Origin of the sequence: Ruminococcus sp. Marseille-P6503, assembly GCF_900604945.1 — a bacterium.
Lineage (GTDB): Bacteria > Bacillota > Clostridia > Oscillospirales > Ruminococcaceae > FB2012.
The window spans coordinates 656,468-680,312 of sequence record NZ_UWPB01000002.1; the positions used below are offsets into that span (position 1 = coordinate 656,468).

Annotated in this window: 21 protein-coding genes and 1 other annotated feature; of the genes, 8 read left to right on the forward strand and 13 right to left on the reverse strand. The window is 48.3% G+C overall.

Features of this window, described 5'->3' with window-relative positions; genetic code table 11:
* Positions 1-3: 3 nt before the first annotated feature.
* The 7 genes from aspS to EIH25_RS09170 form a co-directional block, all read right to left on the reverse strand.
* Positions 4-1,779: an aspartate--tRNA ligase gene (gene aspS, locus EIH25_RS09140; protein WP_243113134.1), complete on the reverse strand. Its 1,776-nt coding sequence runs from the start codon at positions 1,777-1,779 to the stop codon at positions 4-6.
* Entirely contained in the window at positions 1,769-2,317 is a 549-nt protein-coding gene (locus EIH25_RS09145) for a hypothetical protein (protein ID WP_124100766.1), read from the reverse strand. Before EIH25_RS09145 ends, aspS begins: the two co-directional genes overlap by 11 nt.
* Positions 2,295-2,633, reverse strand: a complete 339-nt coding sequence (locus EIH25_RS09150) for a hypothetical protein (protein ID WP_124100767.1) — start codon at positions 2,631-2,633, stop codon at positions 2,295-2,297. The genes EIH25_RS09145 and EIH25_RS09150 overlap by 23 nt, the downstream gene beginning before the upstream one ends.
* 43 nt (positions 2,634-2,676) lie before the next feature.
* The gene (gene hisS / locus EIH25_RS09155; RefSeq protein ID WP_124100768.1) at positions 2,677-4,011 is read right to left on the reverse strand and encodes a histidine--tRNA ligase; all 1,335 of its coding nucleotides are present in this window, start codon (positions 4,009-4,011) and stop codon (positions 2,677-2,679) included.
* 147 nt (positions 4,012-4,158) lie between these two features.
* Positions 4,159-4,376 (reverse strand) — a binding site (T-box leader).
* A 78-nt stretch (positions 4,377-4,454) separates the two neighbouring features.
* The gene (locus EIH25_RS09160) at positions 4,455-4,862 is read right to left on the reverse strand and encodes a methylglyoxal synthase (RefSeq protein ID WP_124100769.1); all 408 of its coding nucleotides are present in this window, start codon (positions 4,860-4,862) and stop codon (positions 4,455-4,457) included.
* A gap of 48 nt (positions 4,863-4,910) precedes the next feature.
* Positions 4,911-5,648, reverse strand: a complete 738-nt coding sequence (locus EIH25_RS09165) for a P-loop NTPase (protein ID WP_124100770.1) — start codon at positions 5,646-5,648, stop codon at positions 4,911-4,913.
* Between the two features lie 629 nt (positions 5,649-6,277).
* Entirely contained in the window at positions 6,278-7,753 is a 1,476-nt protein-coding gene (locus EIH25_RS09170) for a penicillin-binding transpeptidase domain-containing protein (protein WP_124100771.1), read from the reverse strand.
* A gap of 156 nt (positions 7,754-7,909) precedes the next feature.
* On the opposite strand from EIH25_RS09170, the gene EIH25_RS09175 reads away from it, so the two are divergent.
* The 8 genes from EIH25_RS09175 to EIH25_RS09210 all read left to right on the forward strand — a co-directional run bounded on the left by EIH25_RS09175 (position 7,910) and on the right by EIH25_RS09210 (position 15,089).
* Positions 7,910-8,380 carry a DUF4830 domain-containing protein gene (locus tag EIH25_RS09175; protein ID WP_124100772.1) on the forward strand — a complete coding sequence of 157 codons (471 nt, stop codon included), beginning with the start codon at positions 7,910-7,912 and terminating at the stop codon, positions 8,378-8,380.
* A gap of 244 nt (positions 8,381-8,624) precedes the next feature.
* Entirely contained in the window at positions 8,625-9,332 is a 708-nt protein-coding gene (locus EIH25_RS09180; RefSeq protein WP_124100773.1) for a pseudouridine synthase, read from the forward strand.
* Between the two features lie 172 nt (positions 9,333-9,504).
* On the forward strand, positions 9,505-10,647 hold the full coding sequence (gene ugpC / locus EIH25_RS09185) for a sn-glycerol-3-phosphate ABC transporter ATP-binding protein UgpC (RefSeq protein WP_124100774.1): 1,143 nt from the start codon (positions 9,505-9,507) through the stop codon (positions 10,645-10,647).
* Between the two features lie 140 nt (positions 10,648-10,787).
* Complete coding sequence (locus tag EIH25_RS09190; protein WP_124100775.1) at positions 10,788-12,035, forward strand: SGNH/GDSL hydrolase family protein; 1,248 nt, start codon at positions 10,788-10,790, stop codon at positions 12,033-12,035.
* 252 nt (positions 12,036-12,287) lie between these two features.
* A complete protein-coding gene (locus EIH25_RS09195; RefSeq protein WP_124100776.1) occupies positions 12,288-13,061 on the forward strand; it encodes a TatD family hydrolase in 774 nt (257 codons plus the stop codon).
* A gap of 74 nt (positions 13,062-13,135) precedes the next feature.
* Positions 13,136-14,086: a glycosyltransferase family 2 protein gene (locus tag EIH25_RS09200; RefSeq protein ID WP_124100777.1), complete on the forward strand. Its 951-nt coding sequence runs from the start codon at positions 13,136-13,138 to the stop codon at positions 14,084-14,086.
* Positions 14,087-14,109: 23 nt separating this feature from the next.
* Entirely contained in the window at positions 14,110-14,649 is a 540-nt protein-coding gene (locus EIH25_RS09205) for an SseB family protein (protein WP_124100778.1), read from the forward strand.
* Between the two features lie 119 nt (positions 14,650-14,768).
* A complete protein-coding gene (locus tag EIH25_RS09210; RefSeq protein ID WP_243113135.1) occupies positions 14,769-15,089 on the forward strand; it encodes an MGMT family protein in 321 nt (106 codons plus the stop codon).
* Between the two features lie 211 nt (positions 15,090-15,300).
* Here the strand turns inward: EIH25_RS09210 and EIH25_RS09215 are convergent, their stop codons facing one another.
* The 6 genes from EIH25_RS09215 to ilvA all read right to left on the reverse strand — a co-directional run bounded on the left by EIH25_RS09215 (position 15,301) and on the right by ilvA (position 23,828).
* Positions 15,301-16,590, reverse strand: coding sequence for a helix-turn-helix domain-containing protein (locus EIH25_RS09215; protein ID WP_124100780.1), 1,290 nt, complete (start codon positions 16,588-16,590; stop codon positions 15,301-15,303).
* Between the two features lie 213 nt (positions 16,591-16,803).
* A complete protein-coding gene (nifJ, locus tag EIH25_RS09220; protein WP_124100781.1) occupies positions 16,804-20,373 on the reverse strand; it encodes a pyruvate:ferredoxin (flavodoxin) oxidoreductase in 3,570 nt (1,189 codons plus the stop codon).
* 251 nt (positions 20,374-20,624) lie between these two features.
* Positions 20,625-21,896 (reverse strand): chloride channel protein, encoded by a 1,272-nt coding sequence (locus EIH25_RS09225; RefSeq protein ID WP_243113137.1) that lies wholly within the window; start codon positions 21,894-21,896, stop codon positions 20,625-20,627.
* Positions 21,897-21,973: 77 nt separating this feature from the next.
* Positions 21,974-22,348 carry a RidA family protein gene (locus tag EIH25_RS09230; protein ID WP_124100782.1) on the reverse strand — a complete coding sequence of 125 codons (375 nt, stop codon included), beginning with the start codon at positions 22,346-22,348 and terminating at the stop codon, positions 21,974-21,976.
* A gap of 50 nt (positions 22,349-22,398) precedes the next feature.
* Complete coding sequence (locus EIH25_RS09235; protein ID WP_124100783.1) at positions 22,399-22,617, reverse strand: hypothetical protein; 219 nt, start codon at positions 22,615-22,617, stop codon at positions 22,399-22,401.
* A gap of 11 nt (positions 22,618-22,628) precedes the next feature.
* Positions 22,629-23,828, reverse strand: a complete 1,200-nt coding sequence (ilvA, locus tag EIH25_RS09240; RefSeq protein WP_124100784.1) for a threonine ammonia-lyase — start codon at positions 23,826-23,828, stop codon at positions 22,629-22,631.
* Positions 23,829-23,845: the final 17 nt, after the last annotated feature.

Sequence of the window (23,845 nt, forward strand, 5' to 3'; positions counted from 1 at the left end):
GTCCTATTCAACAGTTACCGTTTTTATATGCAGCTCTTCAAGCTGCTTTTCGTCAACCTCCGACGGACAGGCGCTCATAAGCTCGCTTGCGTTCTGAACCTTCGGGAAGGCTACCACGTCCCTCAGGCTGTCCGCCTTGCACATGATCATTGCAAGCCGGTCAAGACCTATTCCCATGCCGCCGTGAGGAGGAGCGGCATAGCGGTAAGCGTCCACAAGGAAGCCGAACTTCGCCTCTATTTCCTCATCGGTCATTCCCAGCGCCTCGAACATTTTCTGCTGAAGCTCAAAGTCGGTAATTCTCATAGACCCGCTGGAAAGCTCCGTGCCGTTAAGAACAAGGTCCCATGCCTTTGCTCTCACGTTTGCAGGATCGCTGTCAAGATATTCAAGACATTCCTCCATAGGCATTGTAAACGGATGATGAGCGGCGACCCATGTATCGGTTTCCTCGTCGTACTCAAAAAACGGCATTTCGGTGATCCATACGAAATTATACCTGTCCTCCGGGATAATATCCATTCTCTTTGCGGCAATAAGCCTGATTGCGCCCAATGTCGGCAATACCACCTTGTTCCTGTCCGCGCAGATAAGCACAAGGTCGCCCTTTTCAGCTCCAGTGGCAGAGCATATTCTCTCAAGCTCGCCCTCGCCCAGAAACTTCTTGAAGGAACAGTTTGGCTCGTCAGCCCAGCGGATATACGCAAGACCCTTTGCGCCTATTCCCTTGGCGTGCTCAACAAGCTTGTCGATTTCTTTTCTTGTGTAGGTCGCCGCTCCGTTTTTAACGTTGATCGCTCTGACAGAGCCGCCCTCCTCAAGCGCCGTCCTGAACACAGCGAAATCAATATCCTTTACCGTGTCGGAAATATCCTGGAGCTCCATTCCGAAGCGGGTATCGGGCTTGTCTGAGCCAAAGCGGTTCATAGCGTCGGCAAAGGTCATTCTTTCAAGCGGAAGCCTGATCTCGGTTCCCATAACTTCGCTGAAAAGCCTTGCTATATAGCCCTCCACACATTCCTGAATATCCTCGGCGTCAACAAAGGACATTTCAAGGTCTACCTGAGTAAATTCCGGCTGTCTGTCGGCTCGCAGGTCCTCGTCCCGGAAGCAGCGCGCAAGCTGGATATAGCGGTCGTAGCCGGAGATCATCAGCAGCTGCTTGTATATCTGAGGCGACTGCGGAAGAGCGTAGAACTTACCCTCGTGAACTCTCGACGGAACGAGATAATCCCTAGCTCCCTCAGGAGTTGATTTCATCATCATAGGAGTTTCAATTTCAAGAAAGCCGTTTTCGTAGAAATATTCTCTCGTGACCTGAGCGATCTTATGGCGCTTTATCATATTCTCCTGCAATCTCGGATTTCTGAGATCAAGGTAACGGTATTTCAGCTTCAGCTCCTCGTTCACCTTGTCGGAATTTGTGACCTCGAAAGGCGTGGTTTCAGCTCTGGAGAGTATCCTCAGATCGGTTACCATAATTTCAATTTCGCCGGTTTTCAGCTTTTTGTTTACGCTTTCCCGCTTCTGAACGCTGCCCTTTGCCATAAGAACGTATTCGCTTCTGACCGTCTGCGCCTTTTCAAAAACGGCTCTGTCGGTGCCGTCGTTGAAGGCAAGCTGAACGATTCCCGTTCTGTCCCTGAGATTAATAAAAATAAGGTTTCCCATATCCCTTACCCTGTCTGCAAAACCGCAGACTACTACCTCCCGCGGGTCGTTGGGCACCTGGGCGCAGTAATGTGTTCTTTTCAGACCCTTCATTGTGTCAAGCTTCATTTATATTACTTCCTTTGCAGTTTATTTTTTGCGGATCGCCGCCGCTTTCCGCCGGGGGAAAAGTATCAAGATACGCCCTGAGATATTTTTTCTTGTTGTCCCAGAACATAAAGAATACTCCCGCGGCCCAGAGTGCGGCAAAGCAGACCGCTCCCGTTTTTTCACCGAGAGCAATAAGCGTCAGGGTGATAAACGCTATTATCAGCGTCCATAGCACACCGAAAATATAAGTATAAAGCGGCTTTCTGAATTTTCCCGAGATTCTTGAGCCGTTCTCGGTTTTCTCTATCCTTCCGTAAAAGCCCGTAGTCCCTCCGTCCCGTTTTTTCGCCTGATGATGAAAGATCTGAAACTCGGTCTGAGAGGAGCGTCTGCCGTAAAATACCGTTTCATTTCGGTGTTTTTTCATAAATCTGCCCGTTGACATTATGTTTACGGTAGGGAAGTGCTCAACTATTTCACCGTCGATCTTACGGGCGGCTCTTTTTGGACTGAGGCTCGTTTCAAATTCATAGCTAACGGGCAGTATCAGCAGCATCGCTATCTTCCTTTTCTTTATCGGGATAATCCGCGGGATCAAACGCCTTTTCGTTGATCTTTATTTGTCCTCCGCGTTTTGTGTTGACAAGCATTCCGTAAATCGTTCCGCACTTTGTGCAGCGGAACTGATGAAAAAGCTTTTCCGCGAAAAATTTTCCGTTCCTAAGCAGTATCATATCCATAGGGCAGGTCTGATACACTATCTCCAGCTCTCCTGCCTTTACCATTCTGTCGAACGCTTCAAGCACGACGCTGTATTCCATCGGAGTTTTTATCTCGCAGACGGCTATCTTCCCGCACTGCTCGCATCTCATATTTTATCTTCCTTTCTGTTTTTAAGGCTTAACTCTGTAAGTTCTATTCCTTTTCTACGAAGGCTTCAACAAAGCCGCGGAACATTTCGTCCTCCTCCATCAGCGTATCGTAGTAGCAGACGGCAAAATCGTCAAGCAGCGTTTCGCCAAGGCTTACCTCCGTCTGCTCTCCGGTTTTCATATTCTTGACCTTTGCCTTTCTTTCGTCAAGCTCGTTGTCGCCTAGCACCATAACGTATTTTGCGCCGATTTTGTCGGCATATTTCATCTGAGCCTTCAGTCCTCTGCCGACAAGGTCGTATTCGACAAAATATCCCTCCGACCTTAGCGTGGAGATTATGTCCATGGATTCCTCAGCCGCTCTTTCGCCCATAGCCGCAATATAAATATCACAGGTTTTAGGCTCCATAAATTCGCAGCCCTGCTTCTGCATTGTAAGAATAAGCCGTTCAAGACCCATTCCGAAGCCCAGCGCCGGAGCGGGCTTGCCTCCGAGCGTTTCGATAAGACCGTCATAGCGTCCGCCGCCGCAGACTGTTCCCTGCGCTCCGATATCGGCGGTAATAAACTCGAATACGGTTCGGGTATAATAATCAAGTCCTCTTACAATCCTCGGGTTGATCTTATAATCTATTCCCATAAGCTTTAAATTCTTTTTTAGACCGTCAAAATGCTTCTGACAGTCCGGGCAGAGATAATCCAGAATTATCGGAGCCTTTTCCGCCAGCGCCTTATCCTCCTCCGACTTGCAGTCGAGTAATCTCATAGGGTTTTTCTCGAGCCTTTCCTGACAGGTAGAGCAGAGCTTGTCCTTATACTGGGAAAAATAATTCTTTAAGGCCTTGTGATAATTCGCCCTGCATTCGGGACAGCCGATGGAATTGATATTAAGCGCAACGTTTTTAAGCCCCGCCCTGTCTATGACCGACTTAGCAAGCGCGATCAGCTCGGCGTCCGCGGCGGGACCCTCCGCGCCTATCATTTCGCAGCCGAACTGGTGAAATTCTCTCAAACGTCCCGCCTGAGGCTTTTCATGACGGAAGCAGGAGAGAATATAGAACAGCTTCTGAGGATAGCCCTCGTTCAGCAGCCCGTTTTCTATAGCCGCCCTTATAGTTCCCGCCGTTCCCTCCGGCCGAAGCGTAAAGGTGCTGTCGCCTGTAGCTGAAACGGTGTACATTTCCTTCTGCACCACGTCGGTAGTGTCGCCTACCGAACGCACGAACAGACCGGTGTCCTCAAAGGTGGGAATACGTATCTCCCTGAAGCCGAACTGCTCCGCCGTGTCCTTGACGATATGCTCGACAGTGTGCCATTTATAAACCTCCGAAGGAACAACGTCCTGTGTGCCCTTAGGTCTTTGTACCGATAAAGCCATAATTTCAGATCCTTTCTTTTAAAAAATATATCAGTTTATATAATACCCTGATCAGAACCATTCGTCAAGCGCCGGTATTTAATTCCTGTCGCCTTTATTATGTGACGGAGATCTGATTGAGGGTAAAATAAAAAAGCCGCCCCCTTAAAAAGGGACGACCGTGATCGTGATACCACCCTAATTGCCAAGTCCGCGCAGCGCGAAACTCAGCCGCTCATCTTCTCTTTAACGCAGAGGTTACGCATACCCTTAAACAAATATGTGCTCGTGAGGCGTCCTTCAATTTATCAAAGCATAGGCGCTTTCACCCTCCGCCCTCGCTGACAAGCTTAAAATAAATCTACTCTCCCCGTCATAGCATTTGATTATTCAGATTTAAAAAAGCGATTGCGCGCGGACAAATCGGCGCGCGAAGCCGTTGAAGCTTCACCGTACAGCGCTGCTCAATACCTTGCGGGATTGACAATATCTCTCCAGTCAAGGTCGCCGCGCTCAAGGGAATGAATAAGAGCCTCGGCAGTGGCGATATTCGTCGCAACCGGAATATTGTGAACGTCGCACAGTCTTAACAGGTTAAACTCGTTAGGCTCGTGGGGCTTCGGCGAGAGAGGGTCTCTGAAAAACAGCAGTATATCAATCTCATTGCAGGATATTCTCGCTCCGATCTGCTGATCTCCGCCCTGAGATCCGCTTAAATAACGCTGGATCTTAAGTCCGGTAGCCTCGCTTACTACTTTTGCTGTGGTTCCGGTCGCACATAGGTTGTGTCTGCTCAGTATTCCGCAGTAGGCGATACAGAACTGTACCATCAGCTCCTTTTTGGAATCGTGAGCGATAAGCGCAATATTCAAGTTTAGTCCCCCCAATTCGTGTAGTTGTTTTCAAAAAGCCGAAGCTTGTCAGATTTTAATGGAAATAGGTATATGCTCTCCCTTTATTCTCCTTGAAATTGCTGAGAAAGCCAAAAAGCCCATGGAGCTTGACGAAAGCGGCGCGCCCTTGCCGGTCGCCAGCGGAATCGCGCTGTCCTCGGGAATAACTCCCAGCAGCTGAACGCCTACCGTATCAATAATAGCGTCAAGATCGTCCATTTCGTCAAATTCAAATATCCTCCTGCTTGCCTTGTTGATGATAAGGCGCTGCTTCTGATTTCCTCTCTTATAGAACTCGTCGGACATCATTCTTGCGTCGCGCACGCAGACGGGGTCGGGAGTAGTAACTATAAGTATCAGGTCTGAATTTGTGACGATATCGAATACCGAGCCGTTGATTCCGGCGGAGGTGTCGATAATTATGTACTCAAAATATTTTCTCATCTCGGAAGTGATCTTCTCAATATCCTCCGCCTTGAGCTGAACGAACGGATCGGAAGGCGCGCAGAGCACGCTGAGGTTAGACGCCAGCTTTACAGTCGTCGTAGCTTTATAAACGTCGCAGGTGCCTTCCAGAACATCTCCCAGATCGTAGGTTATATTCCCCTGCATTCCAAGCATGATATCCATACATCTCAGTCCGAAGTCAAGCTCGATAATAAGGGTTCTGTTTCCCTGCTTGGCAAGAGCGTAGCCGAGGCAGGCGCTGATAGAGGATTTTCCGGTTCCGCCTTTACCGGATGTAACCGCAATAATCTTCGACATAATTCCTATTGCTCCTTTCGTTTATCAGAACTGCGCCTGAACGCAGTGTGAAATGTTATATTTACACAGGTACGGCACGCTCTCGGTAAAAAATACCAATTATTCCGCAGAGCCGTCTGACGTTACCTATTATTATTTTACCACATAATTTAAAATTGTCAAAGCATAAATCATAAAAAAGTATAAAATCGTTAATTCATAATAATTTTTTGCGTGTTTATTAGTTATATTGCACAATATATTTCTGATAATTATCAATTCGGTAAAAAGCGCAATGTCCGTTTTAACCGAGATTTAACAAACAAAATAACTTTTTAACGCAAAAACCGCAGCGCCAAGCCAGTATTATACAGCTTTCCGAGCGAGCTTGCGAGCGTATCGCGAATTGCGCCGTCCGCGCCAGGACTTAAACACGCAAAATTAATTGTCAATTGTAAAAAACGCGGCGTCAAACCAGTATTATACAGTTTTCCGAAGCGAGCTTGCGGGCGGATCGCGAATTACGCCGTCCGCGCTAGGACTTAAACACGCAAAATTAATTGTCAATTGTAAAAAACGCGGCGTCAAGCCAGTATTATACAGCTTTCCGAAGCGAGCTTGCGAGCGTATCGCGAATTGCGCCGTCCGCGCTAGGACCAGGAGGTTATCAGTCCGAATACGGTGTTTTTTGCGTTTGCTCCGCCCTCAAGAATTACTGAAAAGGCAATTTCAGGCTTGTATGCGGGATAAAATCCTATTACCGCGCTGTCGTAGCCTCTGGGAGACTGCGGCGTACCTGTTTTTATCGCCGTCTGCTCCCCAAGCTGCGACAATGCGTATTCTCCGTAGGTGTATTTGGAGGAATCGGTCATTCCCTCTACGCAGGTTTCGTACGCTCCGTTTATGTCCTCGGCGACAGCGGCTATTCTCGTGCCGGAGGAATAAAGAGTATTGCCGCTTTCGTCGGTTATCTTCAGCACGATACTCGGCGAGAATCTTACTCCTCTGTTGGCGAGCTGTTCAGCCATAAGAGCCATCTGCAAAGGAGTGCAGGCGGTTTCCGACTGACCTATCGCAGCCTGAAGCAGCTGCCCCTCCGTCCATATTTCTCCCATGCTTTCAAAAAGCTCAGGGGAGGCAAGGCGTCCCCCGTAAGCGGGAAGCTCGAAGTCCGGACTTTCTCCCAGCCCGAACATTCTTTCATACCGTACAAGACTGTCTATCCCCAGCCTTTGAGAGGTCTTGTAGAAAAATATATTGCAGCTTACCTCCAGCGCTTTTCTTACCGTTGTGAACCTGTGCTCGTTCATGCAGGAAAATTTCATTCCCGACAGGTCGTAATATCCCTTGCAGAAAAAATAAGTGCTCGGAGTTATAACTCCCTCGGACAAGGCGGCTATGGCGGTGCAGGTTTTCAGCGTTGAGCCGGGGCGGTACAGCCCCTGAGTCGCTCTGTTTAACAGCGGAGAGTTTTTGTTTTCAATTATTTCATCGTAATTCTCAGAAAAGTCAGCAAGCTCAAAATCGGGTGCGGACGCCATCGCAAGCACCTCGCCCGTATCGGTGTCCAGAACCGTCACCGCCCCTCCTGAGCCGGAGGCGGGAGCCCAGTCCTCGTATACTACGCCGCTTTCATATTCGCTGAGCGCGCTCTTCAGAATATCCTCGGCCTTAAGCTGAAGCCGCGAATCAACGGTCAGATAAACGTTTTTTCCGTTTCGGGCAGGAACGACGCTTTCGCCGGAAAGATACGTTTCTCCCTTTACGGTGGTATATTCAAGCTCCGCGTAGCCGTTTTCGCCGGAAAGATAAGAGTCGTAAGCAAGCTCTATCCCGCCCTGCGCCTCGCCGGAGGAATTGAGAGCTCCGATAATATGAACGGCGGTGTTTTCGGGATAGTATCTTTCTCCGTTTTTATCCGTTCCGGCAAGCAGCACGCCGTTTCTGTCGTAAATGTTTCCTCTTGCGGCAAGAATATCCTCCCTTACCTTCGTGATCCTCGGAGTTTTCCATACGGCGTAAACCGCGTAAAGCTGAACGTTGAACAGCACCGCGACGCAGACCGCCGCCGATACAAGAATAAGAACCGTCATTGCCAGAAGCCTTGATTTTCCCGAATTTTTCACAGCCGTTCCTCCCTGAGCGTATTCTTTAATTAATATGCTACGGAAAAAATTTTTTATCCCTCCGGCTCGTCCTGTGTAATCAAACAAAAAACCAAGGCATATATATTTACAAAAAACAGGACGTGGCTGACGAGCGTCCGGAAATGAGGGAAATTTATGTTTGTTAAAACGGTAAAAGTCAAAAAGCCCTGCGCTGCGCTGGCGGGAGCCGTAGCGATACTGCTGTGCGTTATCGTGGTCATAGCGGTCATCATCGGCAAGGCCGGCAAGCCGACGGTCTATACTCTTAAAACCGAGACCCAGCGTCAGGATTTTCTGAAATCCATGGGCTGGGCGGTTTCGGAGAAATACACCGAATGTAAGGTCATAACAATACCCGAGGAATTCAACGACGTTTATGAGGAATACAACGAGCTTCAGAAAAAGCAGGGCTTCGATCTGGAAAAATACAAAGGAAAAACGGTGGAGGTCTATACCTATCAGGTGTACAACTACAGCGGACACGAGGATAAGGACTGCATGATCTGCAATCTTATGATATGCGACGGAGTTCTGATCGGCGGCGACGTCTGCTGCACCGAGCTTGACGGCTTTATTCAGGGACTGAAAAATTCCGAAGTGAAATAGTCTGATTTGCATGGGCGGATTATAGTTATCCGCCCTTTACTTTTGTATTGCAGTGTGATATAATATTTTTATCAGATTCAAAAAATTATAACGGAAAAAACAGCGTGCGTTATGGTCAGCGGCTTTGTGTAGGATTACTGGTATATCTGAAATGTAAACTTTATGTTTCGCATACCGCCATCGGATCGGCGTCGCTTTGTTTTATTTTTGTATTTATAAAGCCTTTAGGTCAAAAGGAGATATTATGCGCCTGGACAAATTTATTTCCTCTCAGCGTCCGGATATTTCCCGCAGCATGGTAAAGGAGCTTTGCCGTAAGGGCATGGTTTCTGTAAACGGTCAGACCGTAAAAAAGCCTGATACCCATATAGACGAAAGCCGCGCCGAAATATGTGTGAACGGAGAAAGAATAAGCTACCGCGAACACCTGTATATCATGCTCAACAAGCCGCGGGGAGTAGTATGCTCCTCAAAGGGCGGCAGATCAAGGACCGTTCTTGAAATAATACCTGAGGAATACCGCCGGAGCGGACTGTTTCCCGCCGGACGGCTGGATAAGGATACCGAGGGCTTTGTGCTGCTTACCGACGACGGAGAGCTGGCGCATAAAATGCTTTCGCCGAAAAGCCATGTTCCCAAGACCTACTTTGCGCGGCTTGAAAAGCCGTGGGAAGAAGGCTATGCGGAAGCCTTTGCCGGAGGAATGACCATTGACGGAAACGAAAAATGCCTGCCGGCGGAATTCAAGGGCGGCAAAGACCCGTTTGAATGTACGCTTGTGCTTCACGAAGGCAAGTTTCATCAGGTGAAAAGAATGTTTCAGGCGCTCGGCAACAGGGTGGTTTATCTTAGAAGAATTTCCATCGGAAGCCTGCCTCTTGACCCCGACCTGCCTCTTGGAAAGTGTTTGGAGATTTTGCACAAAGATGTTGAAAAACTTTTGGCGCGATAGCGGCTTGGTTTACATTTAATGGAAAACATTGTTGATTTTTCGTCATTATTTATAAAGAGTTATAATAAAGTTTAGTGAAAAAAACTCTTGTGTGCATATGAAAAATTTGTTATGATATTAGTATAGCTAATATGGTAATTAGTAAAATTTCAATAGGGAGGTTCTTATAAAGATGGCAAGTGTATCATTAAGAGAAATTTATAAGAAGTATGCAGGCGGTGTAATCGCGGTTTCCGACTTCAACATCGAAATTAAGGACAAGGAGTTTATTATTCTCGTTGGCCCTTCAGGATGCGGTAAGTCCACGACCCTGAGAATGATCGCCGGACTTGAGGAGATCAGCGAAGGCGAACTTTATATCGGCGACAGACTTGTTAATGATATAGCTCCTAAGGACAGAGATATCGCGATGGTTTTCCAGAACTACGCTCTGTATCCTCATATGACGGTTTTCGAGAACATGGCGTTCGGTCTTAAGCTCCGTAAGGTTCCTAAGGACGAAATCGCCAGAAAGGTAGAGGAGGCTGCAAGAATCCTCGACATCTCTCACCTTCTCGACAGAAAGCCGAAGGCTCTTTCGGGCGGTCAGAGACAGCGTGTTGCTCTTGGAAGAGCTATCGTGCGTGAGCCGCAGGTATTCCTTCTTGACGAGCCTTTGTCAAACCTTGACGCTAAGCTCCGTGCTCAGATGAGAACCGAGATCTCAAAGCTTCATAAGAAGCTGGGTACAACGTTTATCTATGTAACCCACGACCAGACAGAGGCTATGACGATGGGTGACAGAATCGTTGTAATGAAGGACGGATATATTCAGCAGATTGACACTCCGACAAATCTTTACAACAATCCTGTAAACCAGTTTGTTGCAGGCTTTATCGGATCGCCTCAGATGAACTTTATCGATGCTAAGCTGCTCAAGATAGACGGAAAGTATGTGGTTGAGTTCGGTTCTGAGGATACAAAGACGTCCCGCGGCGTTAAGTATACCGTTGAAGTGCCTGAGTCCAAGGCTGACCCTGAGGTTCTTGAGCCGCTGGTGGATCAGGAAGTCGTTCTCGGCGTACGTCCCGAGTGTCTCCACGATGAGGAGATGTTCCTTTCAACTGCCAAGACAGGCGTTATCAACGCGACTGTTGAAGTAACTGAAATGATGGGCGCTGAAACCTATCTGTACCTTACCTGCGAGGGTATTTCTCTTACCGCGAGAGTTTCACCCCGTTCGACTGCAAGACCGCAGGATGAGATCAAGATCGCTATCGATCCTAACAGAATCCATATCTTTGATAAGGAAACCGAAAAGGCGGTTGTCAACTGATAAAATAGCAAAAGGTACGGTTTTTGCCGTACTTTTTGCTGTACCGAACTAAAATTATTTATAGACTATATGCGAAAAAGTATGGCTTTGTCCATGCTTTTTTGCGTATATACGGCTTGAAAACGTTTAAGGAGGAAATTATGGATTTCAGAAAAGCAATTGCTTTTTTTGCTGCGGCAGAACTTTCGCTTACCTGCCTGGCAGGCTGCGGCGAAAAGGACGGAAGCTCCGTTAGCACGGCTGAATCCGGCGCCGTCGTGTCCGAGGCGGAGAAAACGCCGGAAACCCCCGAGGAATGGCATGAAGCAATGATCAGAAAGGCTATGTATTCCTATGGAAACACTTCAAAAATGCAGGAAAAAATCAAAAAGGCTCAGTCCGGCGAGAAAGTGACAGTGGCTTATCTCGGCGGCTCCATTACAGAGGGTCTTACCGCGGGCGACAGCGATTGCTACGCGAAGCTTACATATGATTATTTTGCTGAGAAATTCGGTACGGGCGATAACGTTGAGTATTGCAACGCCGGTCTCAGCGGAACTCCCTCTACGCTGGGAATACTCCGGCTTGAAAGAGATGTGCTGCAATACGAGCCGGACGTTTGCTTTATTGAATTTGCCGTAAACGACGGAACGGACGCCGAATATCAGAACGCCTACGAAAGCATAGTGCGGGAGCTTCTTGAAAGGGACGTTGCCGTAGTGCTGCTGTTTTCTGTAACGGCGGAGGATTATTCCGCTCAGGATTATATGAAAGCTATAGGAGAGCATTACAGCCTGCCTATGATCTCCTACTGCGACGCCTTGCGCTATATGTTTGAAAACAACCAGATGAAGTGGGAGGACTTCTCAGACGACCAGTCGCACCCCAATACCGAGGGGCATAGGCTGGTGGCGGAGATGGTCGATTACTATTTTGATACGGTCATGGACGTTCAGGCGGAGGAATACGTCTATCCCTCCGAACCCTTTTATTCGCCCAGACAGCTCGGCGCTCACCTTTATGAGAATACCAGTCTTACTCCTGAATCTCTCGGAAGCTGGACAGAGGGCACCGACGTTGCAAGCTTTACAGACGGCTGGAGTTATTCGCCCGGCGAGGGAAACGAGCCGCTTAAATTCAAATTTACCGGAAAATTCGTTTATCTTATCTATAAGGAAATGAAGCAGGGAAATTTCGGTCCCGTTCATGTAAAGGTAACCTGCAACGGAGAGCTTTATAACGAGCTGGACGTAGACCCTGTTTCCCCCTCAGGCTGGGGCAATCCTCAGATAATCAATATCGGAATGCAGGCTGAAAATACGGAATATGAGATTGAAATATCAATGGCTGAGGGCTCTGAGGACAACGCCATGCAGATATTAGGCTTCGGCTATACGCTGGACAGCTAGACTTGTCCTGAAGCGGCTATGCTGATAAATTAATTATGTAAATCGGACGAACGCGGGGCGGTATCTGCGTTCGTCCGATTGCTTATACACAGCCGATCTTCTGAGCCGTTAAGATAAAACGTTATGTGGGAGCGTTAAAGGGGTATATTGTTTTTGTGCAATTTCTACTAAAAAACGCTTTACAAAAACTGAAATGTGTGTTATAATATCAACGTATACATTTAACGAAGGGGCTGATAGCTTATAAAAGGAATTGCTGATTCTCATTGTCATTACGACGACAGCGCCTTTGATAAGGACAGGGATAAGCTGCTTGACGCTATGCTTCTGGGCGAAAACTCCGCGGTAGGTCTGCTTATTCATGCCTGCACCGATGAAAAGTCGGCGCTTTATGGAATAAAAATGGCTGAAACCTACGAGAATTACTATACGTCCGTCGGCTTTCACCCCGAGTGCTGCGACAGGCTGCCTGAAGACTATATCGGCATACTTGAAGGGCTTGCAGGGCGGTCGGATAAGATAGTTGCCGTCGGCGAGGTAGGTCTTGATTATCATTACGACGGATACGACAGAGAGCTTCAGATAAGACTGCTGTGCGACCAGATTGAATTTGCGCAAAAGCATGGGCTGCCGCTTATATTTCACTGCCGGGACGCGACTGCCGATTTTCTGGAGATAATGCGTAAATACAGACCGAGGGGAGTCGTGCATTGTTTTTCAGGCTCGCCGGAGGTTGCGCGCGAGCTTGTGGGTCTTGGACTTTATGTGGGCTTTACCGGCGTACTTACGTTCAAAAACGCTAAAAAGGTAAAAAAGTCGTTCTGCGCGGTTCCGACGGATAGGATTCTGCTTGAAACCGACTGTCCCTATATGGCTCCCGAGCCTTACAGAGGTAAGCGCTGCACCAGCGATATGATAGAATATACGGCGGAAGCGGGCGCCGCGCTGATAGGCGTAACGCCTCAGGAGCTTGTTGATAAAGCAAGAGAAAATACAGAGAGATTGTTTAATATACATATAACCTAGCGCTGATGTCCCGCAAGCTTGCATCGGGCTTTGCTTCAAATTAAAAGTAACAGCTGAAAGGAACTGAACGGAAGATGGAAACTTTGTATCTGGTTATTCCATGCTATAACGAGGAGGAAATGCTCCCCATTACGGCGGAAGCGCTTATGAAGAAAATGGACGCGCTTATCTCGGACAGAAAAATATCCTCAGACAGCAAGGTAATGTTTGTTGACGACGGCTCAAAGGACAAAACGTGGGAAATAATTGAGAAGCTTCACTCCCTGAATCCCATGTTTACCGGACTGAAGCTGTCAAGAAACAAAGGTCACCAGAACGCTCTGCTTGCCGGACTTATGACCGCTAAGAATTACGCCGATATATTGATTTCAATGGACGCGGATTTACAGGACGATATAGGCGCGATCGACGGCTTTCTGGAAAAACGCGCGGAGGGCTGCGATATAGTTTACGGAGTGCGTTCCTCAAGGGAAAAGGACACCGCCTTTAAAAGAGGAACGGCGCAGGCGTACTATAAGCTGCTTGCGAAGCTGGGCGTGGAGATAACCTATAATCATGCCGATTACCGCCTTATGAGTAGGCGGGCGGTGGAGGCTCTTTCTGAATTTAAGGAAGTCAACCTGTTTCTGAGGGGACTCGTTCCCATGGTAGGCTTTAAAAGCGATATAGTTACATATGTAAGGAACGAACGTCAGGCGGGCGAATCCAAGTATCCGCTGAAGAAAATGATCTCCTTTGCGGTAGAGGGAATAACCTCTCTTTCCGTAAAGCCGATACGGCTGATTACAAGTCTGGGTCTGCTGGTCTTTCTCGTTTCAATAATAATGCTGATTTATTTCTTTGTGATCTGGTGCATGGGCAAAACCGTCGCGGGCTGGACTACAACGGTCGTTTCGGTTTGGGCGCTGGGCGGACTTCAGCTGCTGGCTATCGGAGTTATCGGAGAATACATCGGAAAGATCTATCTTGAAACGAAAGAACGTCCTAAATTCATAATAGAAACCAATTTGGAAGAAACCAATTAATTTAAATTAAGGAGTATTAAATCATGGCAAATGAAAATCAGAAAACAGTAATTGAAAATTCCGCTCTTGTAGAGGCGATCGCCGAGATGAGAAAGGACTTTAAGGCAGAAACTCAGAACAAGGTGATCAATACCGCGCTGAGAGGAACCTTCCTTGTTCCCGCGGTCATCAACAAAAACACTCAGCTTGTAGCCGACGCGGAAAACCACGTTAAATTTGAGGACAAGCCTCAGGCAAAATTCCTGCTTATCACTCACAAGGAAAAGGGAACGTTTTTCCCTGTGTTTACCGACGCGGATGAGCTTGCCAAATTCAAGACGGAGCAGAATTACCAGGGCTTTGCAATGAAATTCGGCGATATAGCCGCGTTGACAGAAAAGACGCCGAATGTTGTCGGATTCGTAATAAATCCCATGAACCAGAATCTTCCATTTACAAAGGAGATGCTTGAGTCCATCAAGCAGACCCTCATCAGAGTAAGAAAAGAGCGTGAGGAGGCGGCAAAGGCCAATTCCGACGGAGAGTCGTCCGCTCCCAACATTACCGTTACCACAAACGAATAATTGCGGTCAAAACAGCGGATACTAATAATCAGGAATCAACGGCGGACTATGACCGGCTCTGCGGAATAACGCGGCGCCGTCTTTGCTCCGCCTTTGGATTTTATTTACATTCGGGAGGAATGATCGGCAGTATGGAGCAGGAAAAATCCTTTTCACAAATAGTATATGAGATCATTGCGCTTATCCCGAAGGGAAGAGTAACTACCTACGGAGCGATAGCTGCCGCAATGGGCAGACCGCGCGCCGCGAGGTTTGTGGGTTATGCGATGAGCAATTGCCCGGAGCAGCTGCCCTGGTACAGGGTAGTAAACCGTAAGGGCGAGCTTATAAAGGGCTGGGAGCAGCTTCACCGCAGCCTGCTTGAAGCTGACGGAGTGCCGTTTCTGGAAAACGGAAATATAGATATGAAAAAGTGTTTTTTCATGCCGAATGAAATGTAAATAAAACGCTGCTTCTGGATTATCGTCCGGCAGCAGCGATTTTTTATTGTTCCACGTAGAACATTTGTGCATATGCTTTTGGATTTGTATATAATCTTTTAATGACAGGGATTTTGTTTGAAATAACGGGTATATATTGTTGAGAATATGTAAGGTACGGGGGTTGCGGTTCAGAGGTATGGGCGCGGTCTGTTACAGGTCTGCTTTAATTTCAGACGCTTCTTATAAAGACGTAATAATCCGTATCAAAGCCGCCCCATATGTAGTCGCCGCTTTTCCATTCAATAATCAGATAATCCGTTCCGTTTACCGTTCGTATCTCATAGGCGCAGGCGCTGCTGTTCCATTTTCTCAGAACATAGCCTTTTGTCCAGACCTGCATATTATCTCCGCTTATTATTTCATCGCCGTATCTGCTTATACAGCTTCCGTTTTCAAGAAATTCCAGCTCGCTGAAATGCAGCTTTTGTTCGCTTTTGCGTTCAGGCGAAAATTCCTCCTTTGTACGGCAGAAATCAAAAGCTTTCCACTTGCCTATTACTCGTCTGTCGTCTGCAAACGGCATTGATATATCATCTTTTTTCGCCAGACCTTCCGCCGAATACGCCTTATTGTCAAGCTGGCGCAGCACCAGAACCGTCGGCTTTCCTCCTCTGCGGTAATTATATGATTTGTGAGATACAAACATATAACGATCGCCGTTGTAATCCTCGATTTCATAGGGGTTTACCGTTGTACTTTCGCCGGTGTCAATAAGCAGCCTGCCTTTAGTCCAGCCGTAGCACCAGTACCGTTTTCCTTCCGGAAGAAAATAAATTTCCTTGGGCGCTTCGGTATACGGGCTTTCGGTACAGAATTTATCCGCGAAAAAATCCTGTTTTACGGCGTATTCGCCTATGGTTTCCCATTTTCCCACAACGAGCGGATCATCTTCAAAGGGCAGGTTTGTATTTTCTCTCGGCTCCGTTTCCGTCCCGTTAAGCCTTACAACATCGCAGACAGCCTCTATCTGATTTGTTCCCGGCTCTCCGAATGAGCGATATTCTGAAATACGCTGACAATCCTGTGAAACGACAGCCTGCTCGATTGCTTCGCAGGCGCTGTTAAATTCGCTGCCGTCTACCTTTTCGCTTTTAGCCTTTAAACCCTCGTTGGTTTCAATAAAAATCACATTAATCATAAGCTCAGCTCCTAACAAAGTTTTTTCGGCTTCTTTAAGGTCGGAAAGCGCCGCGTAAAGCTGGGCTCTTTTCAGTCTGAACAGCTCTATCAGCTCCTGGCTGCTTCTTTTTTCAGATATAAATTCGTTTATCTGCGCAAGGGAAAAGCCTGCCTTTTTTAAAGCGGCTATCCGGAAAAACACTTCAACCTGCTCAGCCGAGTAATATCGGTAGCCTGTAAACCGGTCGATATACTCAGGCTTCAGCAGACCTTCCTTATCGTAATGTCTTAGTACGGATATTTTTGTATTGCAGATTCTGGCAAACTCTCCGATCTTCATTGCTTAAGCCTCCTGTTGATAATTTAAGGTACCTTATGTATACAAGTATAAACCTTAAGTTAGGTTGAGAGTCAAGGGGGTTTTGAAAATTTTTTATAACATACCTGCTTTTTGTTTTATGTACGGAAGCGGTTTTGTCAGTAAAATTGATAAATTATATAAAAAATCCTCCGCGCAAATTCGCACGGAGGATTCTGATATTGAAAGCCCTGATTACTTTTCTTCGTTATTGTAAAGCTTAGCGTATCTAACCAGATAATCGTATCTGTCCGCGGCGTTCTTGACAGCCTTATCAAACAGCTTTTCAGCTCTTTCAGGATTCTGTCTTGCAAGAGCGTTATAACGAACCTCGCCCATAAGGAAGTCCTTATAATCCTTGCTTGGAGCCTTGGAATCAAGAGTAAACGGATTCTTGCCCTCAGCCTTGAGCGCGGGATTGAATCTGTAAAGGTGCCAGTAGCCGCACTCTACAGCCTTCTTCTCCTCAGTCTGAGCTATGGACATACCGCCCTTGATGCCGTGGTTGATACACGGAGCGTATGCGATGATAAGCGAAGGACCGTGATAAGCCTCAGCCTCGGAAATTGCCTTGATGCACTGATTATAATCCGCGCCCATTGCGATGTGAGCAACGTATACATAGCCGTAGCTCATAGCGATTCCGGCAAGATCCTTTTTCTTTACTTCCTTACCTGCCGCGGCAAACTGAGCGATAGCTCCGGTAGGAGTAGACTTGGAGGACTGTCCGCCTGTATTTGAGTAAACCTCGGTATCAAATACGAAGATGTTTACGTCCTCGCCGGAAGCGATAACATGGTCAAGTCCTGAGAAGCCTATATCGTAAGCCCAGCCGTCGCCTCCGAATACCCAGAGGGACTTCTTGCGGAGATAATCGGCGTCCTTAAGAATTTCCTCGGCAGCCTTGGTCTTGGACTTCTTGAGAGCGTCTACAAGAGCGTCGGTAGCAGGCGAGTTAGCGGCGCCGTCGTCGATCGTTGAGAGGTAGCCCTCGATAGCCTTCTTGAGAGAAGCGGACTTGGTGGTCTTTTCAAGCTCAAGAATCTTGCCGATAGTTCTCTGCCTGATAGTATTCTGAGCAAGGAACATACCGTAGCCGTACTCGGCGTTATCCTCAAACAGCGAGTTAGCCCAAGCCGGACCCTTGCCGTTCTTGTTTGTCGTATAAGGAGTTGAAGGCGCGGAGCCGCCCCAGATCGAAGAGCATCCGGTTGCGTTGGCGATATACATTCTGTCGCCGAACAGCTGTGTTACAAGCTTAGCGTAGGGTGTTTCTCCGCAGCCCGCGCAGGCGCCCGAGAATTCGAGAAGCGGCTGCTTGAACTGAGAGCCCTTGACGGTTGTCTGCTTAAATTTTTCAAGAATCTCAGGCTTTTCGGGAAGGGTGCGCGCGTAATTGAACACTTCCTGCTCTGCAAGCTGTGTTTCGAGAGGCATAAGGTTAAGAGCCTTATTTCCTTTCTTTCCAGGGCATACGTTTACGCAGGAGCCGCAGCCTGTGCAGTCCAGAGCGGACATTGTTACCATAAAGTAGTAGCCGGGCATTCCGGTCATAGGAACAGCCTTGTCCTGCGCAAGCTTAGGAGCCTTTTTAAGCTCAGCCTCAGTCATTACGCAGGGACGGATAACCGCATGAGGACATACATATGAACAGAAGTTGCACTGGATACAGTTTTCAGGAATCCACTTAGGAACGTCAACCGCGATTCCTCTCTTTTCAAACGCGGCTGAACCCTGCGGGAACGTACCGTCTGCCATATCAACAAAGGTTGAAACGGGGAGCGAATCGCCCTTCTGCTCGTTGCAGGGGATCTGGATCTCGTTTACGAATTTCTCAAGAGTCTTGTCGGCGCACTTAGCCTTCGGCATACCCATCGCGGTATCCTCGGCGTTTTTCCATGCCTCGGGAACCTTGACCTCAACGACCTGCTGATAGCCGGCGTCGATAGCGTCGTGGTTCATCTTTACGACAGCGTCGCCCTTCTTTGAGTAGGAGGCTGTTGCGGCGTCCTTCATATATTTTACCGCGTCCTCGATAGGAATGATGTTGGCAAGCTTAAAGAAGGCGGACTGAAGCACGGTGTTTATCCTGTTGCCAAGACCGATCTCTTTACCGATCTTTACGCCGTTGATTGTATAGAACTTAATGCCGTTCTGAGCGATATATCTCTTTACCTGGCCGGGGAGGTGCTTTTCAAGCTCCTGCTCCGTCCACTGGCAGTTGAGCAGGAAGGTTCCGCCCGGCTTGATGTCGGAAACCATATCGTACTTTGTAATATACGACTCGTTATGGCAGGCGACGAAATCAGCCTGGTTGATAAGGTATGTGGACTTGATAGGGGTTTTGCCGAATCTCAGGTGCGATACGGTTACGCCGCCGGACTTCTTGGAGTCGTAGGCAAAATATGCCTGAGCGTAGAGGTCGGTATGATCTCCGATGATCTTGATGGAGTTCTTGTTGGCGCCTACGGTACCGTCGGCTCCCAGTCCCCAGAATTTGCAGGCGGTCGTGCCGGCAGGAGCGGAGTCAAGCTTTTCCTCAGCGTCAAGAGAAAGATTTGTAACGTCGTCCTTGATTCCGATAGTGAATCTCGGCTTGTAGGTATCCTTCCATGAAGCGTTCCAGTAAACCGCCTTGATCTGAGCCGGAGTAGTATCCTTGGAGCCGAGACCGTATCTTCCGGAGGCTACGGGAATATCGTGGAACTGAGTGCCCTTGAGAGCGGCGACAACGTCGAGGTAAAGAGGCTCGCCGAGAGAGCCGGGCTCCTTGGTTCTGTCGAGAACGGAGATCTGCTCGCAGGTTGAAGGGATAGCTTCAACAAGCTTGTCGGCGCAGAAGGGTCTGTAAAGCCTTACCTTGACAAGACCAAGCTTTGTGCCTTCCTTTTCGTTGAGGTAATCTATTGTTTCTTCGATAGTATCGCATACCGAACCCATTGCTACGATAACATGAGTAGCGTCGGGAGCGCCGTAGTAGTTGAACAGCTTGTAGTCGGTGCCGATCTTCTCGTTTACCTTGTTCATGTATTCCTCGACTACGCCGGGAATAGCGTCGTAGTAGGGGTTGCAGGCCTCGCGTGCCTGGAAGAAGATGTCGCCGTTCTGAGCGGAGCCGCGGAGAACCGGGTGCTCAGGATTGATAGCTCTGTTTCTGAATTCCTGTACGGCGTCCATGTCGACCATAGAAGCAACGTCGTCCTTATCCCAAACCTCGATCTTCTGAATCTCGTGAGAGGTTCTGAAGCCGTCGAAGAAGTGAAGGAAAGGAACTCTTCCCTTGATAGTTGAAAGGTGAGCTACGGTTCCCAGGTCCATAACCTCCTGAACGTTTGAGGAGCAAAGCATTGCAAAGCCGGTCTGACGGCAGGCATAAATGTCGGAATGGTCGCCGAAAATATTAAGCGCGTGAGAAGCTACGCATCTTGCGGAAACATGGATTACGCAGGGGAGAAGCTCTCCGGCGATCTTATACATATTGGGGATCATCAGAAGAAGACCCTGTGAAGCGGTATAGGTGGTTGTAAGAGCGCCTGCCGCGAGCGAGCCGTGAACAGTACCGGAAGCGCCCGCTTCGGACTGCATTTCAGCTACCCTTACGGGAGTGCCGAAAATATTTGTCTGACCCTTGGCGGCCCACTGGTCCGTAACCTCAGCCATAACTGAGGAAGGTGTGATCGGATAGATAGCAGCGACTTCTGTAAACGGGTACGAAGCCCATGCAGCAGCGTTGTTTCCGTCCATGGTTTTCATTTTTCTTGCCATTTTAGAATCATTCCTTTCTCGATATTTTGAACCTTTGACAAGTACAAAATCCGTATGCCCTCATGCCTCTCAATACGCACAGGACATTTTTTTACAAAGCGGCGAATCAATATGTGAAAAAATTCACAATCAAGTCTGCTTTAACTATTATATTATACCACTGAAAATGTTTTTTGTAAATAGCTTTTCGTATTTTTTTCACAGATTTTAAACTGCTGACGCACGCACTGAAAAATCCGTAAGCGCAGCTTCTATTTGGCGTTGACGTTTATATATTCAGGCTTCACCTTTGAATAGACGATCTTCTGACTGGAATAAAGCCCGTAATAGCCGGAGAGCATATAGCTTACGCCGCTTGCCGCCGCGAACAGGAGAAGCCCTTCAGAGCCGAACATTTCAAGGCTGAGGAAAATAGCCGCCGCCGGACAGTTTACTACTCCGCAGAAAAGGGCGACCACCCCGACAGCGGCGCCGAACCGCGGCTCCATTCCGAGCAGAGGGGCGGCGGCGCAGCCGAAGGAGGAGCCTATAAAAATCGTAGGGACTATTTCTCCGCCCTTGAAGCCCGCGCCTATGGTAACGGCTGTGAATATGATCTTGAAGATAAAATCGTACCAATCGGCGCTGCCCTGCTCCAGCGCGCCGGCGATCACTCCCATTCCCGCGCCGTTATAGTCATACGTGCCGAGAATAAAAGTCAGCGCCGCTATAAATATTCCGCCTGCGAGGGCTTTGATATACGCGTTTGAAAAAAGCGAGTTCAGATTGTCGTGAGTATATTTCATCGTCATGCAGAACAGTATGCTTACCGCCGCGCAGAGCGCCGAAAGCGCTCCTACCTGCGCAACAGAGGTAAAATCAAGCGACGGAACGTATTCCGAAATGCTGAAACGGGTAGGCTCAACTCTGAACAAAAGCGAGACCTTATATGCAACCAGGGCTGAGCCAAGACAGGGGACGAGTCCCACATAATAGATCACGCCTACGCTTATTACCTCCATGGCAAAAAAGCAGGCGGTCAGCGGGGTGCCAAAAAGCGCGGAAAATACGCTGCTCATCCCGCACATGATAACAAGCCCCGTATCCTTTTCGTCAAGGTGCAGAAGCTCCCCTGCCTTGGCGCCTATGGAGCCGCCGAGCTGCAGCGCCGCTCCCTCGCGTCCCGCGGAGCCGCCGAGAAGATGGGTAATGCAGGTTGAGATAAATATAAGCGGAGCCATAAGCACAGGGACGTGGGTATGAGTCCTGATAGAGCCTATAATAAGGTTTGTTCCGGCGTCTCCGCTGGTTTTCGCGGCTTTGTAGAGAAACACTATGACAATACCGCCCAGCGGCAGAAAACAGACAAGCCACGGCGCGCTTTCTCTTATTTCCGTCGCTTTGTTTACCGCCATATGGAAAAGCGAGCCCGCAATTCCGCCGGCGGCGCCGACCGCTGTGGAAATAAGCACCCATTTGACAAAGGCGGATACAAATTTGCCTGCGGACTCAGCCTTGTTCTTTATATAATTTCCGTTAATCAAGCTTAACCTCACCCCGACCGTAAAAAACGGGCGGCAAGCTGCCGCCCTGCACTGATTTTAAAAACGAAAGGCTCCGATCAAAGCTCGGCGATGACCTCTACTTCCACCAGAACGTCCTTCGGCAGTTCTTTTGCCGCAACGCAGGAGCGCGCCGGCTTGGAGGTGAAATACTCGCCGTAAACGCTGTTGAAAGCGGCGAAATCGGACATATTCTTTAAAAAGCATACGGTTTTTACCGCTTTGTCAAAAGAGGTTCCGGCAGCCTCCAGAACGGCGGCAAGATTTCTGCATACCTGATGAGTCTGCTCCTCAATGGTTTTAGCTTCCACGTTTCCCGTCGCGGGATTAATCGCTATCTGACCCGAGGTAAAAACAAGATTTCCGGCTTTAACAGCCTGTGAATACGGACCGATCGCGTCCGGCGCGTTTTTGGTATAAACTTTTTCAGACATTGATATCTACTCCTTTATTGTTTTTTCAGCCTGCCGCAAAGTCTGCGGAATCATTTGTTCAGATCGTTTACGACAGAGTTTATTCCGTTAGTAAGACACCTTGCGATGATCTGAGCGTAATTCGGATATTTTTCTCCGTCAAGCTTGATCATGCGGTCGAACAACTGCTTGAGCTGACCGTTTACGACTATTGTATAGCCTTCGGATTTTTCTTCGCTGTTATTTTCGGCTACTTTTGTTTTGAGCATTTTAAAGGTTAGGTTTTCCATGCTTGCCTCCGTTATTTATTTACTATATTAAAGCCTGCTTCCGTAAGCGCCTGTCTTATAGTTGCTATATGCTCGAAGTTTCTTGTTTCAAGCACGATCCTGAGCAGGCAGTCGGTGATATCGCTGTCCTCGCTTGCCCTTTCGTGATGTATCGAAACGACGTTTCCTCCCAGATTTGCAAGTATCTCTGAAACGCCCTTGAGCTGTCCGGGCTTATCCTCCAGCTGGATAGTAAGGGTATCGCTTCTTCCCGATTTGAGCAGACCTCTCTTTATCACTCTCGACAGGATAGTTACGTCGATATTTCCTCCCGAAACAAGACAAACCACGTTTTTCCCTTCCACGGGGATCTTGTCGAACATGACCGCCGCTACCGATACGGCTCCCGCGCCCTCCGCTATAAGCTTGTGCTGCTCGATAAGAGCAAGGATAGCGGAGGAAACCTCGTCGTCGGTAACGGTGACTATCTCGTCAACGTATTTCTTGCAGAACTCAAACGTATGCTCTCCCGGCTCCTTGACCTTGATACCGTCGGCGATAGTAGCTACGGAATCAAGACACTTTATTTTGTTTTCGGCAAGGGATTCGACCATTGAGGGAGCTCCGCTTGCCTGAACGCCGTATATTTTTATGTCCGGCTTTAAAGACTTCAGCGCGAAGGCAACGCCGGAAATCAGTCCGCCGCCGCCTACGGGAACGACTACGGCGTCCAGCTCGGGAAGCTGATCGATAAGCTCAAGACCGATGGTTCCCTGACCGGCTATTACGTTTTCGTCGTCAAAGGGGTGAATAAAGGTATAGCCTTTTTCATCTCTCAGCTGTATGGCTCTGTTGTAAGCGTCGTCATAAACGCCCTCGACAAGACAGACCTCGGCGCCGTAGCCCTTGGTAGCCTCCACCTTGGAAATAGGCGCGCCGTCCGGCAGGCATATAATGGACTTTATGCCGTTTTTGGTAGCGGCAAGCGCCACGCCCTGAGCGTGATTTCCCGCCGAACAGGCAATAACGCCGTGAGCCTTTTCCTCGTCGGAAAGCTGGGAAATTTTATAATACGCTCCTCTTACTTTAAAAGAACCGGTTATCTGAAGGTTTTCGGTTTTCAGATAAACATTCGCCTTAGGATTTATTTTAGGCGCCTTAATAACCTCGGTTTCTCTTATGACCTGCTTTAAAACGTGTCTCGCGTGATAGATCTTGTCGAGTGTCAGCATTGCAACCATCCCTCTTA

What these genes read in the sequence shown, in the direction of transcription:
- aspS (WP_243113134.1), bottom strand. Translation starts at nt 1,779, where the DNA reads ATGAAGCTTGACACAATGAAGGGTCTGAAAAGAACACATTACTGCGCC.
- EIH25_RS09145 (WP_124100766.1), bottom strand. Translation starts at nt 2,317, where the DNA reads ATGCTGCTGATACTGCCCGTTAGCTATGAATTTGAAACGAGCCTCAGT.
- EIH25_RS09150 (WP_124100767.1), bottom strand. Translation starts at nt 2,633, where the DNA reads ATGAGATGCGAGCAGTGCGGGAAGATAGCCGTCTGCGAGATAAAAACT.
- hisS (WP_124100768.1), bottom strand. Translation starts at nt 4,011, where the DNA reads ATGGCTTTATCGGTACAAAGACCTAAGGGCACACAGGACGTTGTTCCT.
- EIH25_RS09165 (WP_124100770.1), bottom strand. Translation starts at nt 5,648, where the DNA reads ATGTCGAAGATTATTGCGGTTACATCCGGTAAAGGCGGAACCGGAAAA.
- EIH25_RS09175 (WP_124100772.1), top strand. Translation starts at nt 7,910, where the DNA reads ATGTTTGTTAAAACGGTAAAAGTCAAAAAGCCCTGCGCTGCGCTGGCG.
- EIH25_RS09180 (WP_124100773.1), top strand. Translation starts at nt 8,625, where the DNA reads ATGCGCCTGGACAAATTTATTTCCTCTCAGCGTCCGGATATTTCCCGC.
- ugpC (WP_124100774.1), top strand. Translation starts at nt 9,505, where the DNA reads ATGGCAAGTGTATCATTAAGAGAAATTTATAAGAAGTATGCAGGCGGT.
- EIH25_RS09190 (WP_124100775.1), top strand. Translation starts at nt 10,788, where the DNA reads ATGGATTTCAGAAAAGCAATTGCTTTTTTTGCTGCGGCAGAACTTTCG.
- EIH25_RS09200 (WP_124100777.1), top strand. Translation starts at nt 13,136, where the DNA reads ATGGAAACTTTGTATCTGGTTATTCCATGCTATAACGAGGAGGAAATG.
- EIH25_RS09205 (WP_124100778.1), top strand. Translation starts at nt 14,110, where the DNA reads ATGGCAAATGAAAATCAGAAAACAGTAATTGAAAATTCCGCTCTTGTA.
- EIH25_RS09210 (WP_243113135.1), top strand. Translation starts at nt 14,769, where the DNA reads ATGATCGGCAGTATGGAGCAGGAAAAATCCTTTTCACAAATAGTATAT.
- EIH25_RS09215 (WP_124100780.1), bottom strand. Translation starts at nt 16,590, where the DNA reads ATGAAGATCGGAGAGTTTGCCAGAATCTGCAATACAAAAATATCCGTA.
- nifJ (WP_124100781.1), bottom strand. Translation starts at nt 20,373, where the DNA reads ATGGCAAGAAAAATGAAAACCATGGACGGAAACAACGCTGCTGCATGG.
- EIH25_RS09230 (WP_124100782.1), bottom strand. Translation starts at nt 22,348, where the DNA reads ATGTCTGAAAAAGTTTATACCAAAAACGCGCCGGACGCGATCGGTCCG.
- EIH25_RS09235 (WP_124100783.1), bottom strand. Translation starts at nt 22,617, where the DNA reads ATGGAAAACCTAACCTTTAAAATGCTCAAAACAAAAGTAGCCGAAAAT.
- ilvA (WP_124100784.1), bottom strand. Translation starts at nt 23,828, where the DNA reads ATGCTGACACTCGACAAGATCTATCACGCGAGACACGTTTTAAAGCAG.